The sequence below is a fragment of the Nocardioides psychrotolerans genome (assembly GCF_900113685.1).
Classification (GTDB): domain Bacteria; phylum Actinomycetota; class Actinomycetes; order Propionibacteriales; family Nocardioidaceae; genus Nocardioides; species Nocardioides psychrotolerans.
On the sequence record NZ_FOQG01000004.1, the window covers coordinates 181,496 to 203,362 of the forward strand.

Genomic DNA, 21,867 nt, shown 5'->3' on the forward strand with positions numbered 1-21,867 from the left:
CGGTGCGGGAGACACGACTGGATGCTGCGCTGCTCGGGAGCCTGCTGGACGCAGCACCCGACGCCACGGTCGTCGTCGACGAGAACGCCACCATCGTGCTGGCCAACACCCAGGTCACCAACGTCCTGGGCTGGTCGCAGAGCGAGCTCCTAGGGCAGCAGATCGAGGTCTTGGTGCCCGACCGGCTCCGGGTGGTCCACCGGGATCGGCGCGCGGGTTTCCTGGCTGCTCCGGCGGTCCGGCCCATGGGGGTCGGCAGGGAGCTCTTCGCCCGGCACAAGGACGGCCACGAGCTGCCGGTCGAGATCTCGCTGTCGCCGCTGGTGACCGACTCCGGGGTGCTGGTGTCGGCCTCGGTCCGTGACATCTCCGACAGGGTTCGCCTCCAGGAGGAGGGGAACCGGATGCGCGAGGACATCATCGCCACCGTCTCCCACGAGCTGCGCACGCCGCTCACCTCGATCATCGGCTACGCCGAGCTGCTCGAGGACCTGGAGGACGACCAGCTCGGCCCGCGGGCCCGCCAGATCGTGTCGGTGATCCAACGCAACGCCGCGCGCGAGCTGCGGCTGGTCGACGACCTTCTCACCCTCGCCTTCCTCGACGACCAGCGTCACCAGCTCACGCTGAAGCCGGTCGACCTGGTCGAGGTGGCACGCCGTGTGCTGGCGGACCGGGGGCCGCTGGCCGAAGGAGCCCAGCTGGAGGTGCGCTTCGAGGCCGAGCTCATCCGCCCGGTGCTGGGCGACTTCCTCCGGCTGGTCCAGGTCATCGAGAACCTCCTCGGCAACGCGCTGAAGTTCTCCGAGCCCGGCGGCGTCGTCACCCTGCGCGTCGCCGACGCCGGCTCGATGGCGCTGCTCGAGGTCACCGACACCGGCCGCGGCATCGTGCCCGAGGAGATGCCGCACCTCTTCAAGCGGCTCTACCGCGGAGCGGAGGCGGTCGTCGCGCACACGCCCGGTGCGGGGCTGGGGCTGCCCATCGCGCAGACGATCGTGCAGGCCCATGGCGGTCGGATCGACGTCACCAGCGAGGCGGGCGTCGGCACGTCGTTCCTGGTCTACCTCCCCCACGCCTGAAAGGGGGCGACGCCGAGTCAGCGTCGGCGGTGGACCACGAGGGCCACCCCGACACCGACCACGAGACCGACGAGCAGCCCGACGGAAGCGCCGAGGGTGGGCTCGACGGCCGAGCCGACGAGGGCGCCGACCACCGCGATGCCCATGACGAGCAGGGCCAGCACCACTCGCCGTAGGACCTCGCCGAGGAAGACCTGGGAGAACGTCTGCTCCGGCAGCGGCCGGCCGTCGAGGGGGATCGTGCGGACCACCGCGTCGGGGGAGAGTGCGCCGTAGATGTGGGGGAACGTCTCGGCGCTGTCGGCCACGGGCTCCTCGACCATGGGCACCGTCAGGCGGTCGGTCTCGATCACGAGCAGGAGCAGCGGATCGGTGACGTCGGCGTAGAACCGCTCGCGCACGCCCTGCCACTGGTCGCCTCGACTGGCGTGCAGGAAGCCCTCCTCGGCGAGCGTGCGGCCGATCGTGGAGGTCGTGTAGGCGCCCGAGGTGCGCGCCGCCTCCCAGTCGGCGACCGTCGCGATGTGGAAGATCCGCATCAGAACAGGCGGTGCGAGGGGTCGTCGAGCCCGCGCAGGGCGTCGTAGTCGACGACGGCGCACGCGATGCCGCGGTCCATGGCGAGCACGCGAGCCTGGGGCTTGATCTCCTGGGCGGCGAAGATGCCGCGCACGGGGGCGAGAAGGGGGTCGCGGTTGAGCAGCTCGAGGTAGCGGGTGAGCTGCTCGACACCGTCGATGTCGCCACGGCGCTTGATCTCGACCGCGACGCTCGACCCGGCGGCGTCGCGGCACATCAGGTCGACCGGGCCGATGGCGGTGGGGAACTCGCGGCGCACGAGCGTGAGGCCGTCCGACAGCGTCGCGGGGTGCTCGGCCAGCAGCTCCTGGAGGTGCTTCTCGACCCCGTCCTTCTGCAGGCCCGGGTCGACACCGAGGTCGTGCGAGGAGTCGCTGATGATCTCCTCGACCAGGATGCGCAGGGTGTCGTCGGTCTTGGGGTTGGTGACGGTCCACTCGACCTGGCCGTCCTCGGTGGTGCCCTCGCGCAGCGTGCACGGCGGCGACATCCAGTTGAGCGGCTTGTAGGAGCCGCCGTCGGAGTGCACGAGCACCGAGGAGTCGGCCTTGATCATCAGCACCCGGGTCGCCAGGGGCAGGTGGGCGGTCAGCCGACCGGCGTAGTCGATCTGGCAGCGCGCAACGACGAGTCTCACGGGCGACGAATCTACAGTGGGCCCGTGCCGCCTCCCCAGCCCCGCCACGTCACGCGCCATGCCCGTGCCGCCGACCTGCGCCGGATCCGGGCGATCGAGGACAGCGGCCTCCCGCTCTTCGAGGAGGCGTTCGGTGACCTGACCGGCGACGCGCTCGCCTCGCCCGGCGAGGAGGGCCGGGACCGCATCGAGGCACCGGGCTTCCTGCTGGTCGTCGGGGAGGTGGGGCAACCGGTGGCCTTCGCCCATGTCCTGTACGCCGAGGGGCAGGCGCACCTCGCCCAGCTCTCGGTGTTGCCGAGCAGGGCGCGGGAGGGCCTGGGCAGCGCGCTGGTGCGCCACGCGCAGGCCGAGGCGTGGCAGGACGGCTTCGACTCGCTGTCGCTCACGACCTACCGGGACGTGGCCTGGAACGGTCCGTTCTACGCCCGGCTGGGCTTCGTGGAGGTGGGTGGGGGCGAGCCGTTCCTGCGCCGCCAGCGCGACCACGAGCGGGCGTTGGGCCTCGACCGGCACGGCCCGCGGGTGGTCATGCAGGCCCGGTTGGGACGAGTGGCCACGCGCTAAGTTACCGGTGAGTGAACCGACACTCCCGAGATCTGCTCGCCGTGGAATGATGCCCGCCATGACGAGCACGCCTGAGACATCTGCCCGCACGTTCCGCACCATCGGCGTCGTCGGTCTCGGCACCATGGGTGCCGGGATCGCCGAGGTCTTCGCGCGCAACGGCTTCGCCGTCGTGGGCGTCGAGCTCAACGACGATGGCGTCGCCCGCGGCCGCCAGTACCTGGAGAACTCCACGGCTCGGGCGGTGAAGCGCGAGAAGCTCACCGAGGCCGAGCGGGCCGAGCTCCTCGGCCGCATCACGTTCACCACGGAGCTGAAGGACCTCTCCGGGGCCGACCTCGTGGTCGAGGCCGTCGTGGAGTCCGTCGAGACGAAGAAGTCGATCTTCAAGGCGCTCGACTCGATCGTCGCCCCCGACACCATCCTCGCGACCAACACCTCCTCGCTCTCGGTCACCGAGATCTCGACCGCCAACGCCTCGCCGGGTCGCGTCATCGGCGTGCACTTCTTCAACCCCGCGCCCGTGCAGAACCTCGTCGAGATCATCAAGACCGTCGTGACCGAGCCCGCGGTGCTCGACGACGTGAAGGGCCTGGTCGCGCAGGTCGGCAAGAGCCCCGTCGTCTGTGGCGACAAGGCCGGCTTCATCGCCAACACGCTGCTCTTCGGCTACCTCAACCACGCCGCCTCGATGTTCGAGGGCAAGTACGCCTCGCGCGAGGACATCGACGCCGCCATGCGCTTCGGCTGTGGCTACCCGATGGGCCCGCTGGCGCTGCTCGACCTGATCGGTCTCGACACGGCGTACGAGATCTTGGAGACGATGTACCGCCAGGGCCGCGACCGGCTCCACGCGCCCACCCCGATCCTCAAGCAGATGGTCACCGCGGGTCGGCTCGGTCGCAAGACCGGTCGCGGCTTCTACACCTACGAAGGCCCCGACACCTCGGCCGTCGTGGCCGACGACAAGACACCGTCTGCCGACGAGCTGCCCGAGCTCAAGCACGACATCAGGTCCGTCGGCGTCGTCGGCACCGGCACCATGGCCAGCGGCATCGTCGAGGTCTTCGCCAAGGCCGGCTACGACGTGCTCTTCGTCGGCCGCAGCGCCGACAAGGTCGCCGGCGTGACCGCCACGATCACCAAGAACTTCGACAAGCAGATCCAGCGCGGTCGCGCGACCGAGGAGGCCAAGGCCGAGGTCCTGGCCCGCGTCAGCGGCACCACCTCGCTCGACGACCTCAAGGACGCGGACATCGTCGTCGAGGCGATCGCCGAGGATCTCGCGATCAAGACCACCCTCTTCGAGAACCTCGACGAGATCTGCAAGCCCGGTGCGATCCTCGCGACCACGACGTCCAGCCTGCCGATCATCGCGATGGCCAAGGCGACCTTGCGTCCCGAGGACGTCATCGGCATGCACTTCTTCAACCCGGCGACGATCATGAAGCTGGTCGAGGTGGTCTCGACCGTGTCGACCTCCGAGGACGTCACCGAGACCACCCAGGCGCTGTGCGCCAAGATCGGCAAGGTCGCGGTCTCGTGCGGCGACCGGGCCGGCTTCATCGTCAACGCGCTGCTGTTCCCCTACCTCAACGACGCGGTCAAGATGCTCGAGGCGCACTACGCCACGGCCGACGACATCGACCTCGCGATGAAGCAGGGCTGTGCGCTGCCGATGGGTCCGTTCGAGCTCCTCGACGTGGTCGGCAACGACGTGTCGCTGGCCATCCAGCGCGAGCTCTACCTCGAGTTCCGCGAGCCCGGCTTCGCTCCGGCGCCGCTGCTCGAGCACCTGGTGACGGCCGGCTACCTCGGTCGCAAGACCAAGCGCGGCTTCCGGGACTACAGCGCCCGCTGAGCAACGGGTGTCGCGACGGGTGCAACGCGTGGCCCGGTGCCGGACATGAACCCGTCGTGAGCGAGCGCCAGGAACGTTTCCGACGGTTGTACGCCGGGCAGTTCGACGCGCTGGTGCAGGTCGACCGTGGGGACTACCCCGAGGTGTTCTGGGGGATGGCCGACGAGCTGCGGGCCGGGAGCACCGCTGCCGAGGTGCGCGGCGGGGTCTGCTGACACCTCAGCCGAGCGGGCAGCGCCGGCGCTGGTTCACGGGCCCACCCGCAGGGTGAGCAGGGGCGACGGCGTTGCCGGGTCGTCCTGGTCGGCGACCGCGAGCAGGCGCAGCTCGCCGAGGCCGGCGTCGGCGTCGAGGAGCGTGAGGCCCTCCACCTTCGCGGCCCGCCCACCGAGGCGCGGGAGCGTGACGACGTCGAGCACGTCGGCGCCGTCCAGCAGGGCGAGCGCCGAGCCCAGCACCGGCCCGTCGTCGTAGGCATCGGGGGAGTCCTCGGCCGCGGCGCTGACCAGCAGCCGTCCGTCGGGCAGGGCCACGACGTCGGTGATGGCCAGCCCCGTTCCGTCGACCTCACCTAGGTCGTAGGTGAGGGCGTGCCGCACGGGCACCTCCGTGACCGCAGCCCCGCGCGCCAGGGCGTCGAGGAGCGCCTCCAGCGGCACGTCGACGCTTGCGGTGGGCAGCCCCCCGGCGGGCCGGCCGCGCTGGAACCAGCGCAGGACGTCACCCACGACGCAGGCGCCCTCCAGGTTGAGCTGCCTGTCGTCGATGCCGAGCAGGGCGGCGGCCCTGGCATGCAGGGGAGCGAGGTCGCGGGTGCTGGTCCTGCCCGAGCCGACGTCGACGACGACGGCCCGCATCCGGCGCGGCGTCGAGCCCGAGCCGAGGAGCAGCGCGACATCGGGACCGAGCTGCGGGAGTCGGCAGGCGGCCTCGAGGTCGGGCTTGAGCTGCTTGGTGCCGGCGGCCTCGGAGAACGTGTCGTGGCCCTCGACCGGGGGCAGCAGCCGGATCTTCTCCGTGCCGGTCGTGCGGTGCCAGCAGGCGTGGGTGGCGTCGTCCTGGACGACCAGGAGCCCGGTGGGCATCGCGAGCGCGGCCGAGGCCGCCCGCACGGGGGATCCGTCGTCGAAGCGAAGCGCCTCTGTGCCGGTCAGCTCGACGCGCATGACCTCTAACCGCGCGGGTAGCCGCGTCGCACGGTGCGGTCGAGGATGCCGAGGGTGCCACGCAGGGCGCCCTCGGAGATGACGGGGAAGATGTCCATCTCGCGCCACTCCGGCGCGATGTCGGACCAGTCGTAGAACGACGTGACCAGCGTGCCCTCGGGCTCGTCGTCGGTCGCCTCGACCGGCTCGAGGCGGTAGCCGTAGACGTGACCGATCTGAGGGCGCACCCGCCCGAGGATGGTCCAGGAGATCAGCCGGTCCTGCTCGAAGGCACGGATCGTGACCGTGACGTCGTAGCGGCCCATCTCGGGGAAGTCGTTGAGCGACTCACGGTCCATGTGGATCGCGAAGCTGTCGCCGGCCTTCGTCACGGGCTCGCCGGTGCAGTCCTGGAGCATGCCGGAGGAGTCGATGGCCACGTGGCCGTGGGGGTCGCAGAGCAGCGCGAACACGTCGGCTGCGGACGCGGCGATGCGGCGGCTGGTCTCGATGCGGGTGTCGGTCACGAGCCCGATCATGCCAGCCTGGGCCGCATGACGACGCCCGACCTCGCCCACCTCGTCGACCTCTGGGTGGAAGGTTTCGCCTGCTCCCGGCAGGTGCCCTCGGCCCGTCGGGGGGAGGTGCTCGAGGTCGAGGTCGAGGTGGTGGGCGCCGCCTGGAGCTGGTGCTCACCGAGCCGAGCCAGTCGTTGGTGGACGAGACCGCGCAGCGCATGGTGGGCACGACCGACGTGTGGATGACCGTCCTCACCGCGCGACCGTGGGTGCTCGTGGTCCCCAGCGGGCTGCGGGTGGAGCTGGACCACGAGGTGCTGATGACCCGCCCGCTCGAGCGAAGCGAGGGTGGTGCGAGGTCGGTGGAGCACGGCGTCGACGGTCCCCGCCTCCACGTCTCGCTCCGACAGGACGACGTGGAGGCAGCCGGAGGGTGGGTTGCGGTGGTCGGTGCACATGCCACCTTCGACCGGATCGAGACGCATCGCGAGCACCGGCGTCGCGGCCTCGGCAGCGACGTCATGGTGGCGCTGGAGGCCTGGGCGCTCCAGCAGGGGGCGCGTCGGGGTCCTGGCGGCGTCGCTCGAGGGTCAGGCGCTCTACGCGCGGCTCGGCTGGGACGTCGTGGCGAGCATGACCACCCTCGCCGGCGCCGAGCGGACGACCACCACCCCATAGGGCGGTCGTCCGGCTCGGCGGCGTGGCGCTGTCTCTCCTAACGCAGCGGCCCGGCGGGGGTCACGCTTGCTGACGCAGCTGCGCCACCTGGAGGAACACGACACGGCCGTTGACCGAGTCGCTGTCGACGGTGTCGGGGTCGGAGACGGCGTAGTCGCCGGTGACCTCGATGGTGTAGCGACCCGGCGCCAGACCCTTCACGAGGGTGGTGGTGATGCCCGTCGCGTAGAGCAGGTCGCTGGTGGTCGTGCCCACGATCTTCCCGGCGGCGTTGCGCACGGTGCCGGTGAAGCTCGCGAGGTTGGCAGCCGTGCCGGGTGTCGGGTAGACGAGCGCGACCTTGAGAGCGGTGGAGCCCTTCGCGAGCGTCACCCTGCGAGTCCGGGTGTAGGAGCCACCGAGGGCGAGGACCGGTGCCGCCTCCTGCCACAGGTCAGAGCGCGTCACCGTCCAGGGGTCCTGGGCCAGGAGCCGGGCGGTGGCCCGGCGCTGCGCGGTGGCGAGCCGGGTCTTCCAGCCCGAGGAGCGCACGAGCGTGACCGCCCGGTCGAGGTTGACGTGGCCGTAGCCGACCTGCGAGGAGGTCGATCGCTTGCCGTCGGCGAGCATCGGGGTCGCGGTCGCCGTCAGAGCCTGCTGGAGCTGCCGGACGGTCAGCTGCTTGTTGGCCTGCGAGAGCACGGCTGCGGCGCCGGCGACGTGCGGCGCGGCCATCGACGTGCCGGACGCCGTGGCGTTGCCGCCTTGCGGGCAGGGGCCGATCACTGAGCCGGTGCTGTCGCAGGTCGAGGAGATGTCGACGCCGGGAGCCGACACGTCGGGCTGGGTGTTGCCCACCCGGTCACCGAGGAAGACGGTGTGGCCACCGCGGCCGATGGGGGCAGCGCGGCCGTTGTCGAGGGCCAGGCCGTTGGAGGAGAAGCCGCCGCGCTCACGGTTCAGGTCGCTCGCTGCCACCGAGAACACCCACGGCGCCTGGTTGAAGGGACTCACGCTGGCCTCGCCCTGCTCCGAGCCGGAGTTGCCGGCCGCGAAGACCACGACGGCACCGCGCTTCGCGACCGCCTTGGTCGCGACGTTGACCGGGTCCCGCGGGTCGAACTGGCGGAACGAGTTGCCCCAGGAGTTGTTGACCACGTCGATGCCGAGCATCCCGGGCTGGTCGAGCATGTAGTCGAAGGCCGTGACCACGGCGGTCGTCGTGATGACGGCGCCGATGGCGAAGCAGGCGAGCTCGGCGTCGGGTGCGACGCCGAGGTGCTCGGGCCCGGATGTGCCGTCGGCGGCGATGATGCCGGCGACGTGGGTGCCGTGGCCGCTGCCGAGGTCGGTGTTGCTGTAGGGGCCCTTGTCGATCGGGACCACGATCGTGGGGTCGGTGCCCGCGTTGACGTACTCCGGGCTGACCAGGACGACGTTGGTGGTGATGTGGTCCGCGAGGTCGGGGTGCGTGCCGTCGCAGCCGGAGTCGACGACCCCGACCGTGACGCCCTTGCCGGTCAGGCCCTTCGCGCGCAGCGCCCGGGCGGCTGCGGGGGAGGACGACACCACGTCGGACGACGCGGTGTCGAGGTAGTCCAGCTCCTCGTCGGGGTAGACGTCGAGACCGATCCCGCTGCTCACCGCGCTGACCAGCTGCGGCACGCTGCCGGCGACCAGGGCCAGCGGCAGGCGCTCCATCGGTTGCACCACGAGGCCCAGGGCCCGCAGGGCGGCGACCTCGGCCGCGCTCGGCACCGAGTCGAAGGTGACGATGGCCTTGCTCCCGTGGGTCCCGTGGGTCTCGTGGGTCCCGGCGGCGAGGAGGCGGTCGAGACCGAGGTGGGTCGCGCGCAGGGCGGCGAGGCTCGTCGTGGCGGCTGAGGTGGAGCGGGGGGCTCCCGTGGCGGCGGCGGTTGCGGTGGCAGTGCCGGACAGGGGGAGTGCAGCGACGGCGGCGCAGGTGAGCGCGACCATCCGTGAGCGCAGGTGCGACATCGGATCCCTTTCGTGGACTGGCCTGCTAACGCGTGTCCGCCCGCCGGGGTTACGACGTACGGTGCGTGCATGAGGCGTCTCGCGGTGATCGGTGTCCTGCTGGTGCTCGCGCTCGGCGCGTCGGGTCCGTCGTGCGCCGCGGTGGAGGGGCTGCCGGTCGGCACCGATGTCGACTACCCGCTCGGTGGCGACCGTGACGTGCCCGCGCACGTGGGGATCGTCGTGCGCGACCGGACGTCGGCGCCGCTCGAGGGGCGCTACAACGTCTGTTACGTCAACGGCTTCCAGACCCAGCCGGACGCGAAGCGCTTCTGGCGTCAGCACTGGGCCCTGGTGCTCAAGCGCGATGGGCGGCCGGTCGTCGACGAGGCGTGGGGCGAGTGGCTGCTCGACGTGCGGACGGCGGGCAAGCGCACGGCGCTCGCGCGGATCGTGGGGCGCTGGACCGCTGGGTGCGCGGCCGACGGCTTCGCCGCCGTGGAGTACGACAACCTCGATTCCTTCACCCGCAGCGGTCGGTTGGTCACCCGGGCGCAGGGACTGGCGTTCGCGAGTCTGCTGGTGAAGCGGGCCCACGCGGAGGGGCTCGCGGCCGGGCAGAAGAATCTGGCGGGCTACGACGGCACCCGGATCGGCTTCGACTTCGCAGTCTCCGAGTCGTGCGCGCGCTTCGACGAGTGCGACGCCTACGTGGACGACTTCGGCGACCGGGTGCTGATGGTCGAGTACCGGCTGCGCGACTTCCGCCGCGCCTGTCGCCAGCACGGCGACGACCTCGCGATCGTGCTCCGCGACCTGGACCTCAGCCCCGACGGGGTGCACCGCTGGTGCTGAGGGGTCGTGCGCGGCGGGCGCTGGATAACCTGGACGGGTGAGCCAGAAGATCCGCGCCAACTCGGTCCTGCCCGCGCGACGCGAGCGGTTGACGCTCGAGACCGCCGACGGGCTCACGCTCGTCGCGGAGCTGGCGCTGCCGCTCGAGGGCGACCCCGTGGCCACGATCATCTGCCTGCACCCGCTCCCGACCCACGGCGGGATGATGGACAGCCACGTCTACCGCAAGGCCGCGTTCAGGCTGCCGGCCCTCGCGGGCGTCGCGGTCCTGCGCTTCAACACCCGCGGCACCTGGAGCGAGCAGGGCACCAGCGAAGGTGCCTTCGACAACGCCGTGGGGGAGCGCTACGACGTCGCCGCCGCGATCGAGTACGCCGAGTTCCACGACCTGCCGGACATCTGGCTGGTCGGTTGGTCCTTCGGCACCGACCTGACGCTGATGTACGGGCTCGACCCGGCCGTGCACGGCGCGATCCTGCTCAGCCCGCCGCTGCGCTTCAGCGAGCCCGAGCACCTCGAGCCGTGGGCGGAGTCGGGGAAGCCCGTGCACGCGTTCGTGCCCGAGCACGACGACTACCTTCAGCCCGCTGAGGCGACGGAGCGGTTCAAGGCGATCCCGCAGGCGGAGGTCGTGCCCTTCGAGGGCAGCAAGCACCTGTGGGTCGGCGACGCCGAGAAGGTCCTCGACGAGATCGTGCGCCGGGTCGCGCCCGGAGTCACGCTGCCGCTCGCCACCGAGTGGGACGGCCCGATGGAGCTCGCCGACACCTCGGCGTACAACGCGCACAACCTCGCGGCCTACAAGGACGTCCCCGTCCCCGGTCCCGCGCAGACCTGAGGTTGCTCGAGACCCTCAGCCGGCGGTGGCCTGGCGGGCGCGGTAGGCGGCGACGGCATTGCGGTTCCCGCAGGGGGTCGAGCAGAATCGGCGGGAGCGGTTGCGGGAGAGGTCGAGGACGACGCCGGTGCATTCCTCATCGGCGCAGTGGCCCAGGCGCGACATCTCGTCGGCGCGGATGACGTCGATCATCGCCATCGCGGTCTCCACGACGATGCGGGTGGCGAGCGGAGCCTGGTTGTCGACGGCGTGCAGGTGCCAGTCGAAGGGTTCGTGGCGCACGAGCTGCGGGAGGGCCTTGCCCTCGCGGAGCATCTCGTTGACGAGCTCGACCGCGTCGTCGCGGTCAGCGGTCAGCAGCTCGCGCAGGCGAGGCCGAAGAGCCCGGATCGTGTGGAGCTCTGCCTGGTCGGCGTCGTGGCGACCGGTGTAGGCGAACTCGTCGTAGAAGCGCTGGAGGTCGGCGAGGGTCTCCAGGGTGTCCTCGGTCGGGTCCTCGGAGTTGACCAGTGTGATGGCGGCCTGGAGAGACATCTCGGTGTCATGAGCAAAAGTCACATTGACAGGTTACGGCACGAACCTTAGTGTCATGACCCATGACCACCTTGACTCGTGACGACGCGGCGACTGCCGGTGCGTCGCGCACCGTGAGCGGGCTGCTCCTGGCCCTGCTGTCCGCGGTGACCTTCGGGCTCTCCGGCGCGCTCGCGCGCGGGCTCCTCGACACCGGGTGGACTCCGGGCTCGGTCGTCCTGGTCCGCATCGGTTTGGCGGCCGCGGTCGTCGCCCCGTTCGGCTACGTCGCCTTGCGGGGGCGTTGGGACCTGCTCCGTGCCAACCGCGGGCTGGTCCTCACCTACGGACTGCTCGCCGTCGCCGGTGCGCAGTTCTGCTACTTCTCGGCCGTCGGCTACATGCAGGTCGGCCCGGCACTCCTGATCGAGTACACCGCACCGGCGGCCGTCGTCGTCTGGCTCTGGCTGCGCCACGGCGAGCGTCCAGGCGCGCTCACCCTGGTAGGAGCAGGTCTGGCTGCCCTCGGGCTCGTGCTGGTCCTCGACCTGATCAGCGGCGCCGAGCTCAACGTCGCCGGCGTCCTGTGGGCGCTCGGGGCCATGGTCGGCTGCGCGGTCTACTTCGTGATCTCCGCCGACGAGGACAACGGGCTGCCGCCGCTGGCGCTCGCCGCCGCCGGCCTGGTGATCGGCGGGCTGTCCCTCGGCTTCCTCGGCCTCGTCGGGCTGCTGCCGATGACGGCCACCACCCAGGACGTGACGATGGCCGGATCGTCGGTCGCGTGGTGGGTCCCGCTGGTGCTGCTCGGCCTCGTCACGGCGGCTATCGCCTATGTCTCCGGCATCGCGGCCAGTCGTCGACTGGGGTCACGTGTCGCCTCGTTCGTGGCGCTGACGGAGGTCGTGATGGGCGTGCTGTGGGCGTGGTTGCTCCTCGATGAGCTGCCGCGACCCGTCCAGCTCGCCGGCGGCATCCTGATCATGGCCGGCGTCGTCGCGGTCAAGCTCGGGGAGCGGTCGCTCCCGACCACGCCGGAGCTTCCCGCGTAGGTTCGGCCCCATGACTCGTGACCGGCCTCGCGAATGGGATGCCACCACCTACGACGCGCTGACGTTGCCCCACGAGCAATGGGGCCGCGGCGTTCTCGACCGGCTCCGGCTCACCGGCGACGAGGTCGTGCTCGACGCGGGCTGCGGCACCGGACGCGACGCCGCGGCACTGCGCGGCCGCTGGCCCGACGCGCGGCTCGTGGCGCTGGACGGCTCGCAGCAGATGCTCGACGTCGCACGCACCCGGTTGGGTGACAAGCGTGTGTCCTACGTGCACGCCGACCTGATGGAGCCGCTGCCGATCGCCGAGCCGGTCGACGCGGTGATGAGCGTCGCGGCCTTCCACTGGGTGCCCGACCACGACCTGCTCCTCACCCACCTCGCGGCGGTCATGCGGCCGGGTGCCAGGCTGGTCTCCGATTGCGGCGGTCGCGGCAACGTGGCCGACGTGACGCGCGCGATCGCGTCGGTGACCGGTGGGGCGCCGTCCGACTGGGAGTTCGCCGACGACGGCTCGACCCGGTCGCGGCTCGAGAACGCCGGCTTCGAGGTGGAGGACGTCCGGCTTCGCGTCGATCCTTTCCGCTGCGACGACGTGGCCGTCCTGGAGACCTATCTCGCCACCGTCGTGCTGGGCTCCCACCTCGACGGGTTGCCGGCCGAGGAGCACGAGGGCTTCGTGCGCCAGGTGCGGCTGGCGCTCACCGAGCCGGTGATCGACTACGTGCGGCTCGAGATCGAGGCCGTGCGGCGCTGAGGTTCCGCGGGGTGGTCAAACCATTGACCATCCCGGGGAGGCCCCTGGTGCAAAGAAGTCGGCGCCGCGACGCAACACCTGCGGCGCTCCGGGCGTCAGTCGTGCGTGGATGGATGCGTGAGCGCGGCGCGACGAGACGTGGGCGACCTGTCGTTCGACGACTGGGCCAGCGCCCGCGTGCCCGCGCTGCTGCGCTTCGCCTTCCTCGTCACCGGCTCCCAGCACGACGCCGAGGACGCGGTGCAGTCCGCAGCTCGGTGCTGCCGCGCCAGCAGCGGGCGGCGGTGGTGCTGCGGTTCTACGAAGACCTCGACTACGACGAGATCGCGGCCGTGCTGGGTGTCTCCCAGTTCGCCGTGCGCACCTACGTCCACCGCGCGCTCGCGGCGCTGCGCACCCTGCTGACCGATCCGACCGATGTGACCGAGGAGGACCGTGATGGACGACGCTGAGCTGGAGCAGGCCATGCGTGACGGGCTCGAGCGCCGTGCGTCGCGCTCGACGACGACCGGCGCTCGGCACCCTCGGTGGGTGTCACCGACGAGCCTGATGTGCCCACCGGCGAGCCCGGTCGGCGCACGGAGTACTGGGCCGACCTTGCCGTCGACGTCCCGGCCGACTGGGGCTGGGGTTCAACTCCTCCAGCCTGCGGTCCTGGACCCAGCAGGACGGCTGACGGCCGGCGCGTCGTGAGGTTCGACGAAGCCGTGCCCTACGTCGGACGCCCTCTCGCCCAGACCGACATGTGCGTCGACCCGCCGTCACCGCCCTCCGCCCCCTACGTCTGGCTGGGAGCCGACGTGGACCCCGGCACGATCGACCTGGGCGACGGCTGGTCGCAGGAGACCGTGGAAGTGAACGGCAGCATGCTCACCGTTGCCACGGACGATGCGGAACTGCGCGAGCACATCCTGAGCACGGCGCGCGGAGGAGAAGTCTGCCTCTCGGAGGTCGAGCTTCGCGGCACCCTCGATCACGCCGGCGGTGTCAACCCCTCGCGTGAGCCCACCACGCTGCGCGTCTGCGTCTACCGCCGGGAGGATGCGTCGGACACAACGCCAGAGCTGGCCTATGCCGCCGAGCTGGGCCCCGTCGCCCTGGCCGCCTGCCGTCGCGCGATGTCCGAAGTCGCACCTCCTCGCGACCAGTGCCCCACCCTCGACATCCTCGAAGTCGAGTGGGTGGTGCTCGAGCAGGTCGCCGACGACGGCACCGTCAGCGACCGGGACGTCGTCCACATGGTCTGCCCGGGGATCGACCGCGACGCAGGCGGGTTGAGCGGCTTCGAGACATCGCCGCTCACGCCGGCAATGACATTCCCGTGGGCGGTCGGTGGAATCCCCGCCGTGGTCTACGGATCCTCGATCAGCGTGGCGGGATTCGCCGACTACTTCATCGGCGGTCTCGGGTGACTCGGCGCGATGTTGCACAGCGGGCGTCGCGCTCCTCGGACGGCGGTGCTGGCCTTGATGAAGCGGCACCCCAGGGACCTGGCCCCACCTGCAACATCGCGCCGACTCGGCGCACGGCCGGGGCAGGTGGGGTGTTGGGCGCACGGTGCTGGGGTCGTGTGCCGGAGGCAGCGCCAGGGCGCGCTCTGGCACCCACCACTCGGCACAGGGTCGGGCGGGGGTGCACAGGTCGTGGGGTCCTTTACCTCTGACCGCACTGGGACGCTGCCTGCGGCACACGACCTCGCGCCCGCCTCAGCCGGCGACCGGCCCAGCGCCGCGGCCGAGCACACCCACACATGAGTCAGCAGTGCCTGACCCGGGGCGGGGACCCGCCTACCGCGCGTCCTGCCGGCGTACGACGACCTCGCGCAGGATCAGCAAGATGGCAGCCGCCGTGGGGATGGCGAGCAGCGCACCGACGACGCCCAGCAGGCCGGCGCCGACGAGGGCAGCGATCACGATGACCGCGCCGGGCAGGTCGACCGACTTCGACATCACCCGCGGATAGATCACGTAGTTCTCCAGCTGCTGGTAGACCAGGAAGAAGATCGCGCAGATGATGCCGGTCTTGACGTCGGTGGCGAAGGCGATCGCGGTCACGACGACGGCACCGAGGGTGGCGCCGATCATCGGGATCACGTCGAGCAGGGCCACGACGAAGGCCAGTGCGACGGCGTAGTCGCCGAGCCCGACGGCGAAGAGGAACACCAGCGACGAGATGCCGGCGCAGAGCGCGACGATGAAGGCGCCGGAGACGTAGCCGCCGACGTTGCGCACGATCTGGTCACCGAGCAGCGAGACCCGGTGGCGACGCGAGGCGGGGGCCAGGCGGTAGAAGGCGTTCTTGGTCTTGTCGAGCGAGCTGAGGAAGTAGAGCGTCAGGACCAGGATGATGAACGCGTTGAAGAGGGCGCCCAAGATCTTGAGGCCTACCCCGAGCACCCCGCCGAAGATGCCGCTGAGGAAGTCGCCGTTAGCGACGTAGTCGCGGATCTTGGAGATGATGTCGTACTCGTCGTCGAGCTTCTGGATCTGCCTGTTCTTCTGCAGCTCGTCGAGCCAGCCCGGGGCGCTCTGGCTGATCGCCGTGACCTGGTCGGTGATGACCGGGACGATCGCGACAATGAAGAGCGCCACAGCTCCCAGGAACGCCACGATGACCGCGGTGACCGCGAGGCTGCGTCGCAGGCCGCGGCGCTCGAGGAACTCCACCGACGGGTTCAGCCCCGCCGCGATGAAGAGGGCGACGACGATGAGGAGCAGCGTGGAACCGATGCTCAGCAGCGCCGACCAGAGGAAGTAGGCGACCAGCACGCCGAGGGCGCCGAAGAAGCCGAGGTAGAAGGGTGAGCGCTTCTCGAAGGGTCTGCCGGGCGTGCCGTAGTCGTCGGTGTGGACCTGCTCGACGGCGTGCCCGGCCTGCTCGGCGGCGTGCTCGGCGTGCTCGGCGGCCGTCTCGGCGTGCTCCGCGGCGGTCTCGGCGTGATCGGCCGCAACCTCGGCCCGCTCGGCCGCCCCGGCGGCGGCCTGCGGGTCCTGGCTCAACTCTCGTCCTCGCCGAACCCGGCGACGACGTCGCGCAGCGACGCGAGCTGGGCGGAGATCGCGTCGCGACGCTTGGTCAGTCGGTCGAGCTCGGAGCGCCGAGCAGCGATCTCGCGCTCGATCTCGACCGTGCCCGTGGAGGCGACCGACTCGGCCTGGCTGTTGGCGGTCGCCACGACCTGCTCGGCCTCGCGGCGGGCGCGCGAGAGCGTCGCCTCGGCCTCGGCCTGGGCGGCAGCGCGGTTCTCGGTGGCCTGCTTGCTGGCCTGGCTGGCGCGCTCCTCGGCGGCAGCGGCCCGGTCCTCGGCCTCCTCGACCAGCCGGCGGGTCTCCGCGGTGGCCGAGTTGTGGTGGTCGGTGGCCTCGCGGGCGAGGCGCTCCTTCTCCACAGCGAGCGTGCGACGCGCCTCCTGGACCTCGCGGTCCGCGGCCGCGCGGGCCTGCTCGACCTCGCGGGTCGCCAAGGTGCGCATCTCGCTGGTCTCCTGCTGGGCAGCCAGTCGCAGCTGGTCGGCCTCACGTCGGGCAGCGGCCAGGCTGTCCTCGGCCTCGGCCTTCGCCAGCGTGCGCTCCTGCTCGGCGTCGCCGAGCACGCGGACGCGGGTCTGGTCGAGCTCCTGGAGCTGGACCGAGCGCATGTCCTCGGCCTCCCGGGAGGCGTCCGCGCGGATGGCCTTGGCATCGCGCGAGGCCTGCTCACGGATCTCGTTGGCGTCGCGCTCGGCGACGTCACGGATCTCCGTGGCCTCCTCCTCGGCCAGGCGCAGCATGGTGCTGGCGCGGCCGCCGAGACCGGCGTAGGAGGGCGTCGCGTTCTCCGCGATCTGGGTCTTGGCGTCGGTGAGGTCGGCCTCGAGCTCCAGGACGCGGCGCTCCGACTCGGTGAGGCTCGCGCTCAGCCCGGCCTTGTCACGGGCGAGCTGGTTGACCTGCGTGTCGACCGCCGAGCGGTCGTAGCCGCCACGGCGTACGACGGGGAAACCTCCGCTCAGCGCGCTCGCGATCGGAGCAGCGGCGCGGGCCGGGGCTGCGGGGGCCGGGCGCGAGGCAGCCGGAGGGACGACGGGCTGGGCGGCGGTGCGCTCGGCCGGCGGCGGCAGCACCGGCTTCTGGGTCACCGGCTGGACCGGCTTCTGGGCGGGCTTCTGGCCAGCAGGGGGCGGTGTGGGCGCCCCCTTCTGCTCGGGCTGCACCGGGATCACCTGGGTCGCTTCCGCGTCAGGCTCGTTGGTCGCGGCGTCGGGCTCGTGGTCGAAAATGGACAGACCCTGGTCGCTCATGGGGAGTTTCCTCGTCGCTGGTGGGGGGTGGCCCACCCATCTTCCATGATCTGGCTGAGAGAACCCACCCCGGCACTCGGGGCGTCTCAGCGACGCGCACCGCAGGGGTGGTCGGGCCGCGGAAACGTCCCGAAATCGACGGTGACCCGCCCCTCGATGGAGGACGGGTCACCGAGCGGACCCGATGTCAGACGCCGCGGAAGCGGTTGATCGCGTCGAGGTGCTTGGCACGCTTCTCGTGGTCGCGGACGCCGAGGCCCTCCTCGGGAGCCAGGCACAGCACGCCGACCTTGCCCTGGTGCAAGTTGTGGTGCACGTCGAGCGCGGCCTGGCCGACCTCCTCGAGGGAGTAGGTGCGCGACAAGGTCGGGTGGATCTTGCCCTGGTCGATGAGGCGGTTGGCCTCGAACGCCTCGCGGTAGTTGGCGAAATGGCTGGAGACGATGCGCTTGAGGTTCATCCACAGGTAGCGGTTGTCGTACTCGTGCATGTAGCCGGTGGTGGAGGCGCAGGTGGTGATCACGCCGCCCTTGCGGGTGACGTAGACAGAGGCGCCGAAGGTCTCGCGGCCGGGGTGCTCGAAGACGATGTCGATGTCCTCGCCTCCGGTGAGCTCACGGATCCTCTTGCCCAGGCGCTGCCACTCCTTGGGGTTCTGCTCGGTGCCCTCCTCGTTCCAGAACTGCCACTTCTCCTCGGAGCGGTTGATGATCATCTCCACTCCCATGGAGCGCACGATGTCGGCCTTCTCCTCGTTGGAGACCACGCAGATCGGGTTGGCGCCGCCGTTGAGCGCGTACTGGGTGGCGAAGCCGCCCAGGCCGCCGGAGGCGCCCCAAATGAGGACGTTGTCGCCCTGCTTCATCTGACCGGCGTTCTTGGAGACCAGCTGGCGGTAGGCGGTGGCGTTGACCAGGCCGGGGGAGGCGGCCTCCTCCCAGGTGAGGTGGGCGGGCTTGGGTAGGAGCTGGTTGGACTTGACCAGCGCGATGTGGGCCAGGCCGCCGAAGTTGGTCTCGAAGCCCCAGATGCGCTGCTGGGGGTCCATCATCGTGTCGTCGTGGCCGGCGGGGTCCTCGAGCTCGACCGAGAGGCAGTGCGCCACGACCTCGGTGCCGGGCTTCCACCTGGTGACGCCGGGGCCGGTCTTGAGCACGACGCCGGCGAGGTCGGAGCCGACCACGTGGTAGGGCAGGTCGTGGCGCTTGGTGAGCTCGGAGAGCCGGCCGTAGCGCTCGAGGAAGCCGAAGGTGGAGACGGGCTCGAAGATCGAGGTCCACACGGTGTTGTAGTTGATCGCCGAGGCCATGACCGCGACGTAGGCCTCGCCGGGACCGAGCTCGGGCAGGGCGACGTCCTCGATGTGCAGGCTCTGGCGGGGGTCCTTGTCGCGGGTGGCGAGGCCCTCGAACATGTCCACCTCGTCCTTGTGGACCGTCACGGCCCGGTAGGACTCGGGGAGGGCCAGGTTGGCGAAGTCCTCGCTGCTGGTGTCTCCGGCTTGGATGGCGTCCAGGATGTTCTGCACGAGTGGCTCTTTCCTCTGCTCGGTGGCGCTGGTGGGGCTGGTCCGGCCCACGGGATCAGGGCCGAAAGATACCGGTGGGTGACCGGGCGTGGGGCGCAGTGTGCGGGTTGTCTCAGTGCCGGCCATTCAGTGCCGGCCTTCGGTGCTGGCCAATCAGTGCTGGGCGGCGGCGGGCTCGACGAGCTCGACCAGGACACCGCCGGCGTCCTTGGGGTGCACGAAGTTGATCCGCGAGTCCGAGGTGCCGCGCTTGGGTGCGTCGTAGAGCAGCCGCAGACCGCGCTCGCGCAGGATCGAGCTGACCTGCTCGACGTCGGTGACGCGGTAGGCGACCTGTTGGCAGCCGGGGCCGGAGCGGCCGATGTACTTGGCGATCGTCGACTCCTCGGTGAGCGGCGCGAGCAGCTGCACGCAGGAGCCGGAGTCGCCGACGGCCATCATCGCCTCACGCACGCCCTGCTCCTCGTTGACCTCCTCGTGGGCCAGCGTCATGCCGAAGATGTCGCGGTAGAACGCGATCGCCTCGTCCAGGTCGGGCACGGCCATGCCCACGTGGTCGATGGCGGTGAAGAGGTGGGCGGGCACGTCGAACGATGCAGTCATGGGGCACATGCTCGTATGGCGGGCCGCTCGCCGCGACCCGTTGTGACGTGTGCCTCACGGCGCGGTCGCGGACACCCTCGCGGCCCGACGAGGCTCGTGGGTATGGTCACGAGAGACCCATCTCGTCACCGTTCAACCAGTGGAGGCACCCATGTCAGCATCCGTCATTGTCGCCGGGGCACGCACCCCGATCGGTCGTCTGCTCGGAGGCTTCAAGGGCCTCACGGCCGCCGAGCTCGGCGGGCACGCCATCAGGGGCGCCCTGGAGAAGGCCGGCGTCACCGGCGACCAGGTCGACTACCTGGTCATGGGCCAGGTCATCCAGGCCGGTGCCGGCCAGAACCCCGCGCGCACCGCCGGCATCGCCGCCGGGCTGCCGCTCTCGCTGCCCTCGATCACGATCAACAAGGTCTGCCTCTCGGGCCTCAACGCCATCGCGACCGCCGACCAGATGATCCGCGCCGGCGAGGCCGAGATCATCGTGGCCGGGGGCATGGAGTCGATGACCAACGCGCCGCACATCCTCCCCAAGTCGCGTGAGGGCTTCAAGTACGGCGACGTCTCGCTGGTCGACTCGATGGCCTACGACGCGCTCTACGACCAGACCACCCAGCAGGCGATGGGCCTGCTCACCGAGCAGTGCAACGCCGCCGGGACGAAGCTCACCCGGGCCGAGCAGGACGAGTTCGCCGCACAGTCGCACCAGAAGGCCGCTGCGGCCTGGAAGAACGGCGTCTTCGACGAGGAGGTCGTCCCGGTCTCTATCCCGCAGCGCAAGGGTGACCCGGTCGTCGTCAGCCAGGACGAGGGCGTGCGGGGCGACACCACCGCCGAGTCCCTGTCCGGCCTGCGCCCCGCCTTCTCCAAGGACGGCACCATCACCGCTGCCTCGTCCTCCCAGATCTCTGACGGTGCCTGCGCCGTCGTCGTCATGACCAAGGCCAAGGCCGAGGAGCTCGGTCTGGAGTGGCTGGCCGAGATCGGTGCCCACGGCATGGTCGCCGGGCCTGACTCCAGCCTGCAGATGCAGCCGGCCAACGCGACCGCCAAGGCGTGCGCGAAGGAGGGCATCACGCCCGCCGACCTCGACCTGGTCGAGTTCAACGAAGCCTTCGCGGCGGTCGGCATCGAGTCGGCCCGCTCGCTCGGCCTCGACGAGTCCAAGGTCAACGTCAACGGCGGCGCCATCGCCCTGGGCCACCCGGTCGGCATGTCCGGTGCCCGCTTGGTGCTGCACCTGGCGCTGGAGCTCAAGCGTCGCGGTGGCGGCGTCGGTGCGGCCGCCCTGTGCGGTGGCGGCGGCCAGGGCGACGCCCTGATCGTGCGCGTGCCGAAGGCCTGAGTGACCCTCGAGTCCACCGGAGGCCGACGCCGGACGGCGTCGGTCCCCGATCTCGTCTCCGGGGCCCTGGCGGGCCAGGCCCGCTCGGTCGCCCGGCTGATCTCGCTGGTCGAGGACGAGTCACCCCTGCTGCGTGAGGTGATGGCCGCGCTGGCGCCGCTGACGGCAGCGGGTCGGCACGCGCACGTCGTGGGCATCACCGGCTCCCCGGGCGTCGGCAAGTCGACGTCCACCAACGTCCTCGTCAGCGAGCTGCGCCGTCAGGGCAAGCGGGTCGGCGTCCTCGCGGTCGACCCGTCCTCCCCGTTCTCCGGGGGAGCACTGCTGGGCGACCGGGTCCGGATGCAGGACCACGCCTCCGACCCGGGGGTCTTCATCCGCTCCATGGCCTCGCGCGGCCACTTGGGCGGTCTCGCCTGGTCGACCCCGCAGGCCCTGCGCGTCCTGGAGGCGGCCGGCTGCGACGTGATCCTGGTCGAGACCGTGGGCGTCGGGCAGAGCGAGGTCGAGATCGCCGGCCTCGCCGACACCACGATGGTGTTGCTCGCCCCCGGCATGGGCGACGGCATCCAGGCGGCCAAGGCCGGCATCCTGGAGATCGGAGAGCTCTACGTCGTCAACAAGGCCGACCGCGACGGCGCCCACCAGGTGCGCCGAGACCTGCGCTCGATGCTCGCCCTCGGGGAGCGCCGCGAGGGCGCCTGGCAGCCGCCGATCATCACGACCGTCGCCCAGAAGGGCGAGGGCGTGGACGAGGTCGCCGCCGCGCTCGACGAGCACCTGACCTGGCTGGAGACGACCGGCGAGCTCACGCGCCGCCGTACGCGACGGGCCAGGGGCGAGATCGAGGCGATCGCGCTCACCGCGCTGCGACGGGGCTGGGGTGACGTGCACGGCCGCTCCGAGCTCGACGTGCTTGCCGCCGCCGTCGTGGCGGGGGAGTCGGACCCCTACGCGGCCGCCGACCGGCTGCTCGAGTCGATGGGCGACTGACGGCCCTGCCGCGCGCCTGCGCCGGTGCGGGAGTGATCAGTGGTACCAAGGTGGCGAACTGATCCTTCCCCGGCTCACGATGGA

The 21,867-nt window shown here is 71.0% G+C and carries 23 protein-coding genes; 13 read left to right on the plus strand and 10 right to left on the minus strand.

Going from position 1 to position 21,867, the window contains the following annotated elements; genetic code table 11:
* Positions 1-2 precede the first annotated feature (2 nt).
* Complete coding sequence (locus tag BM204_RS06900) at positions 3-1,082, plus strand: sensor histidine kinase (protein WP_091111530.1); 1,080 nt, start codon at positions 3-5, stop codon at positions 1,080-1,082.
* Between the two features lie 17 nt (positions 1,083-1,099).
* Here BM204_RS06900 and BM204_RS22945 read toward each other — a convergent pair whose 3' ends face one another.
* Entirely contained in the window at positions 1,100-1,621 is a 522-nt protein-coding gene (locus tag BM204_RS22945; protein ID WP_091111532.1) for a DUF952 domain-containing protein, read from the minus strand.
* Entirely contained in the window at positions 1,621-2,358 is a 738-nt protein-coding gene (nucS, locus tag BM204_RS06910) for an endonuclease NucS (protein WP_091111533.1), read from the minus strand. The genes BM204_RS22945 and nucS overlap by 1 nt, the downstream gene beginning before the upstream one ends.
* On the opposite strand from nucS, the gene BM204_RS06915 reads away from it, so the two are divergent.
* Genes BM204_RS06915 through BM204_RS22565 form a run of 3 tightly spaced genes read left to right on the plus strand, consistent with a single transcriptional unit; the run spans position 2,323 to position 4,941 of the window.
* Complete coding sequence (locus tag BM204_RS06915; RefSeq protein WP_170259124.1) at positions 2,323-2,865, plus strand: GNAT family N-acetyltransferase; 543 nt, start codon at positions 2,323-2,325, stop codon at positions 2,863-2,865. The genes nucS and BM204_RS06915 overlap by 36 nt on opposite strands.
* 58 nt (positions 2,866-2,923) lie before the next feature.
* Complete coding sequence (locus BM204_RS06920; RefSeq protein WP_246166197.1) at positions 2,924-4,726, plus strand: 3-hydroxyacyl-CoA dehydrogenase family protein; 1,803 nt, start codon at positions 2,924-2,926, stop codon at positions 4,724-4,726.
* 56 nt (positions 4,727-4,782) lie between these two features.
* Positions 4,783-4,941, plus strand: a complete 159-nt coding sequence (locus tag BM204_RS22565) for a hypothetical protein (RefSeq protein WP_170259123.1) — start codon at positions 4,783-4,785, stop codon at positions 4,939-4,941.
* 33 nt (positions 4,942-4,974) lie between these two features.
* Here BM204_RS22565 and BM204_RS06925 read toward each other — a convergent pair whose 3' ends face one another.
* The gene (locus BM204_RS06925; RefSeq protein ID WP_091111537.1) at positions 4,975-5,892 is read right to left on the minus strand and encodes a DUF6910 family protein; all 918 of its coding nucleotides are present in this window, start codon (positions 5,890-5,892) and stop codon (positions 4,975-4,977) included.
* A 5-nt stretch (positions 5,893-5,897) separates the two neighbouring features.
* Positions 5,898-6,398, minus strand: coding sequence for an SRPBCC family protein (locus BM204_RS06930; RefSeq protein ID WP_246166195.1), 501 nt, complete (start codon positions 6,396-6,398; stop codon positions 5,898-5,900).
* Positions 6,399-6,559: 161 nt separating this feature from the next.
* Here BM204_RS06930 and BM204_RS06935 point away from each other — a divergent pair, with 161 nt between their 5' ends.
* Positions 6,560-7,108: a GNAT family N-acetyltransferase gene (locus BM204_RS06935; RefSeq protein ID WP_091111538.1), complete on the plus strand. Its 549-nt coding sequence runs from the start codon at positions 6,560-6,562 to the stop codon at positions 7,106-7,108.
* Between the two features lie 19 nt (positions 7,109-7,127).
* Here the strand turns inward: BM204_RS06935 and BM204_RS06940 are convergent, their stop codons facing one another.
* Complete coding sequence (locus BM204_RS06940; protein WP_091111540.1) at positions 7,128-9,044, minus strand: S8 family peptidase; 1,917 nt, start codon at positions 9,042-9,044, stop codon at positions 7,128-7,130.
* A 69-nt stretch (positions 9,045-9,113) separates the two neighbouring features.
* Here BM204_RS06940 and BM204_RS06945 point away from each other — a divergent pair, with 69 nt between their 5' ends.
* Together BM204_RS06945 and BM204_RS06950 are read left to right on the plus strand one after the other, a co-directional pair.
* Positions 9,114-9,878, plus strand: a complete 765-nt coding sequence (locus BM204_RS06945; protein WP_091111541.1) for an endo alpha-1,4 polygalactosaminidase — start codon at positions 9,114-9,116, stop codon at positions 9,876-9,878.
* A 37-nt stretch (positions 9,879-9,915) separates the two neighbouring features.
* Positions 9,916-10,716, plus strand: coding sequence for an alpha/beta hydrolase (locus tag BM204_RS06950; protein WP_091111543.1), 801 nt, complete (start codon positions 9,916-9,918; stop codon positions 10,714-10,716).
* Positions 10,717-10,731: 15 nt separating this feature from the next.
* On the opposite strand, the gene BM204_RS06955 is transcribed toward BM204_RS06950, so the two are convergent.
* Complete coding sequence (locus BM204_RS06955) at positions 10,732-11,274, minus strand: CGNR zinc finger domain-containing protein (protein ID WP_091111544.1); 543 nt, start codon at positions 11,272-11,274, stop codon at positions 10,732-10,734.
* A 38-nt stretch (positions 11,275-11,312) separates the two neighbouring features.
* On the opposite strand from BM204_RS06955, the gene BM204_RS06960 reads away from it, so the two are divergent.
* The 4 genes from BM204_RS06960 (at position 11,313) to BM204_RS06975 (ending at position 14,450) form a co-directional block, all read left to right on the plus strand.
* Positions 11,313-12,281, plus strand: a complete 969-nt coding sequence (locus BM204_RS06960; RefSeq protein WP_091111546.1) for an EamA family transporter — start codon at positions 11,313-11,315, stop codon at positions 12,279-12,281.
* A 10-nt stretch (positions 12,282-12,291) separates the two neighbouring features.
* Positions 12,292-13,038, plus strand: coding sequence for a class I SAM-dependent methyltransferase (locus BM204_RS06965; RefSeq protein ID WP_091111547.1), 747 nt, complete (start codon positions 12,292-12,294; stop codon positions 13,036-13,038).
* A gap of 257 nt (positions 13,039-13,295) precedes the next feature.
* Positions 13,296-13,490 carry an RNA polymerase sigma factor gene (locus BM204_RS23190; protein ID WP_246166193.1) on the plus strand — a complete coding sequence of 65 codons (195 nt, stop codon included), beginning with the start codon at positions 13,296-13,298 and terminating at the stop codon, positions 13,488-13,490.
* 75 nt (positions 13,491-13,565) lie between these two features.
* Positions 13,566-14,450: a hypothetical protein gene (locus BM204_RS06975; protein WP_147095085.1), complete on the plus strand. Its 885-nt coding sequence runs from the start codon at positions 13,566-13,568 to the stop codon at positions 14,448-14,450.
* 375 nt (positions 14,451-14,825) lie between these two features.
* Here BM204_RS06975 and BM204_RS06980 read toward each other — a convergent pair whose 3' ends face one another.
* The 4 genes from BM204_RS06980 to mce form a co-directional block, all read right to left on the minus strand.
* A complete protein-coding gene (locus tag BM204_RS06980; protein WP_091111551.1) occupies positions 14,826-16,037 on the minus strand; it encodes an AI-2E family transporter in 1,212 nt (403 codons plus the stop codon).
* Positions 16,034-17,317 (minus strand): hypothetical protein, encoded by a 1,284-nt coding sequence (locus BM204_RS06985; RefSeq protein WP_091111553.1) that lies wholly within the window; start codon positions 17,315-17,317, stop codon positions 16,034-16,036. Before BM204_RS06985 ends, BM204_RS06980 begins: the two co-directional genes overlap by 4 nt.
* Positions 17,318-17,504: 187 nt before the next feature.
* A complete protein-coding gene (gene ccrA / locus BM204_RS06990) occupies positions 17,505-18,845 on the minus strand; it encodes a crotonyl-CoA carboxylase/reductase (RefSeq protein WP_174813004.1) in 1,341 nt (446 codons plus the stop codon).
* 153 nt (positions 18,846-18,998) lie between these two features.
* The gene (gene mce / locus BM204_RS06995; protein ID WP_091111556.1) at positions 18,999-19,448 is read right to left on the minus strand and encodes a methylmalonyl-CoA epimerase; all 450 of its coding nucleotides are present in this window, start codon (positions 19,446-19,448) and stop codon (positions 18,999-19,001) included.
* Positions 19,449-19,599: 151 nt separating this feature from the next.
* Between mce and BM204_RS07000 the strand changes: the two genes are divergently transcribed.
* Positions 19,600-20,790: an acetyl-CoA C-acetyltransferase gene (locus BM204_RS07000; protein WP_091111557.1), complete on the plus strand. Its 1,191-nt coding sequence runs from the start codon at positions 19,600-19,602 to the stop codon at positions 20,788-20,790.
* Complete coding sequence (gene meaB, locus BM204_RS07005) at positions 20,791-21,783, plus strand: methylmalonyl Co-A mutase-associated GTPase MeaB (protein WP_091111559.1); 993 nt, start codon at positions 20,791-20,793, stop codon at positions 21,781-21,783.
* The last annotated feature ends 84 nt before the right edge of the window (positions 21,784-21,867 follow it).

Excerpts from the sequence above, each read along its gene's own strand:
- BM204_RS22945 (WP_091111532.1), bottom strand. The coding sequence starts at position 1,621 with ATGCGGATCTTCCACATCGCGACGGTCGCCGACTGGGAGGCGGCGCGC.
- nucS (WP_091111533.1), bottom strand. The coding sequence starts at position 2,358 with ATGGCGCGTGACGTGGCGGGGCTGGGGAGGCGGCACGGGCCCACTGTA.
- BM204_RS06920 (WP_246166197.1), top strand. The coding sequence starts at position 2,924 with ATGACGAGCACGCCTGAGACATCTGCCCGCACGTTCCGCACCATCGGC.
- BM204_RS06925 (WP_091111537.1), bottom strand. The coding sequence starts at position 5,892 with ATGCGCGTCGAGCTGACCGGCACAGAGGCGCTTCGCTTCGACGACGGA.
- BM204_RS06940 (WP_091111540.1), bottom strand. The coding sequence starts at position 9,044 with ATGTCGCACCTGCGCTCACGGATGGTCGCGCTCACCTGCGCCGCCGTC.
- BM204_RS06945 (WP_091111541.1), top strand. The coding sequence starts at position 9,114 with ATGAGGCGTCTCGCGGTGATCGGTGTCCTGCTGGTGCTCGCGCTCGGC.
- BM204_RS06960 (WP_091111546.1), top strand. The coding sequence starts at position 11,313 with ATGACCACCTTGACTCGTGACGACGCGGCGACTGCCGGTGCGTCGCGC.
- BM204_RS06965 (WP_091111547.1), top strand. The coding sequence starts at position 12,292 with ATGACTCGTGACCGGCCTCGCGAATGGGATGCCACCACCTACGACGCG.
- BM204_RS06985 (WP_091111553.1), bottom strand. The coding sequence starts at position 17,317 with ATGAGCGACCAGGGTCTGTCCATTTTCGACCACGAGCCCGACGCCGCG.
- mce (WP_091111556.1), bottom strand. The coding sequence starts at position 19,448 with ATGACTGCATCGTTCGACGTGCCCGCCCACCTCTTCACCGCCATCGAC.
- BM204_RS07000 (WP_091111557.1), top strand. The coding sequence starts at position 19,600 with ATGTCAGCATCCGTCATTGTCGCCGGGGCACGCACCCCGATCGGTCGT.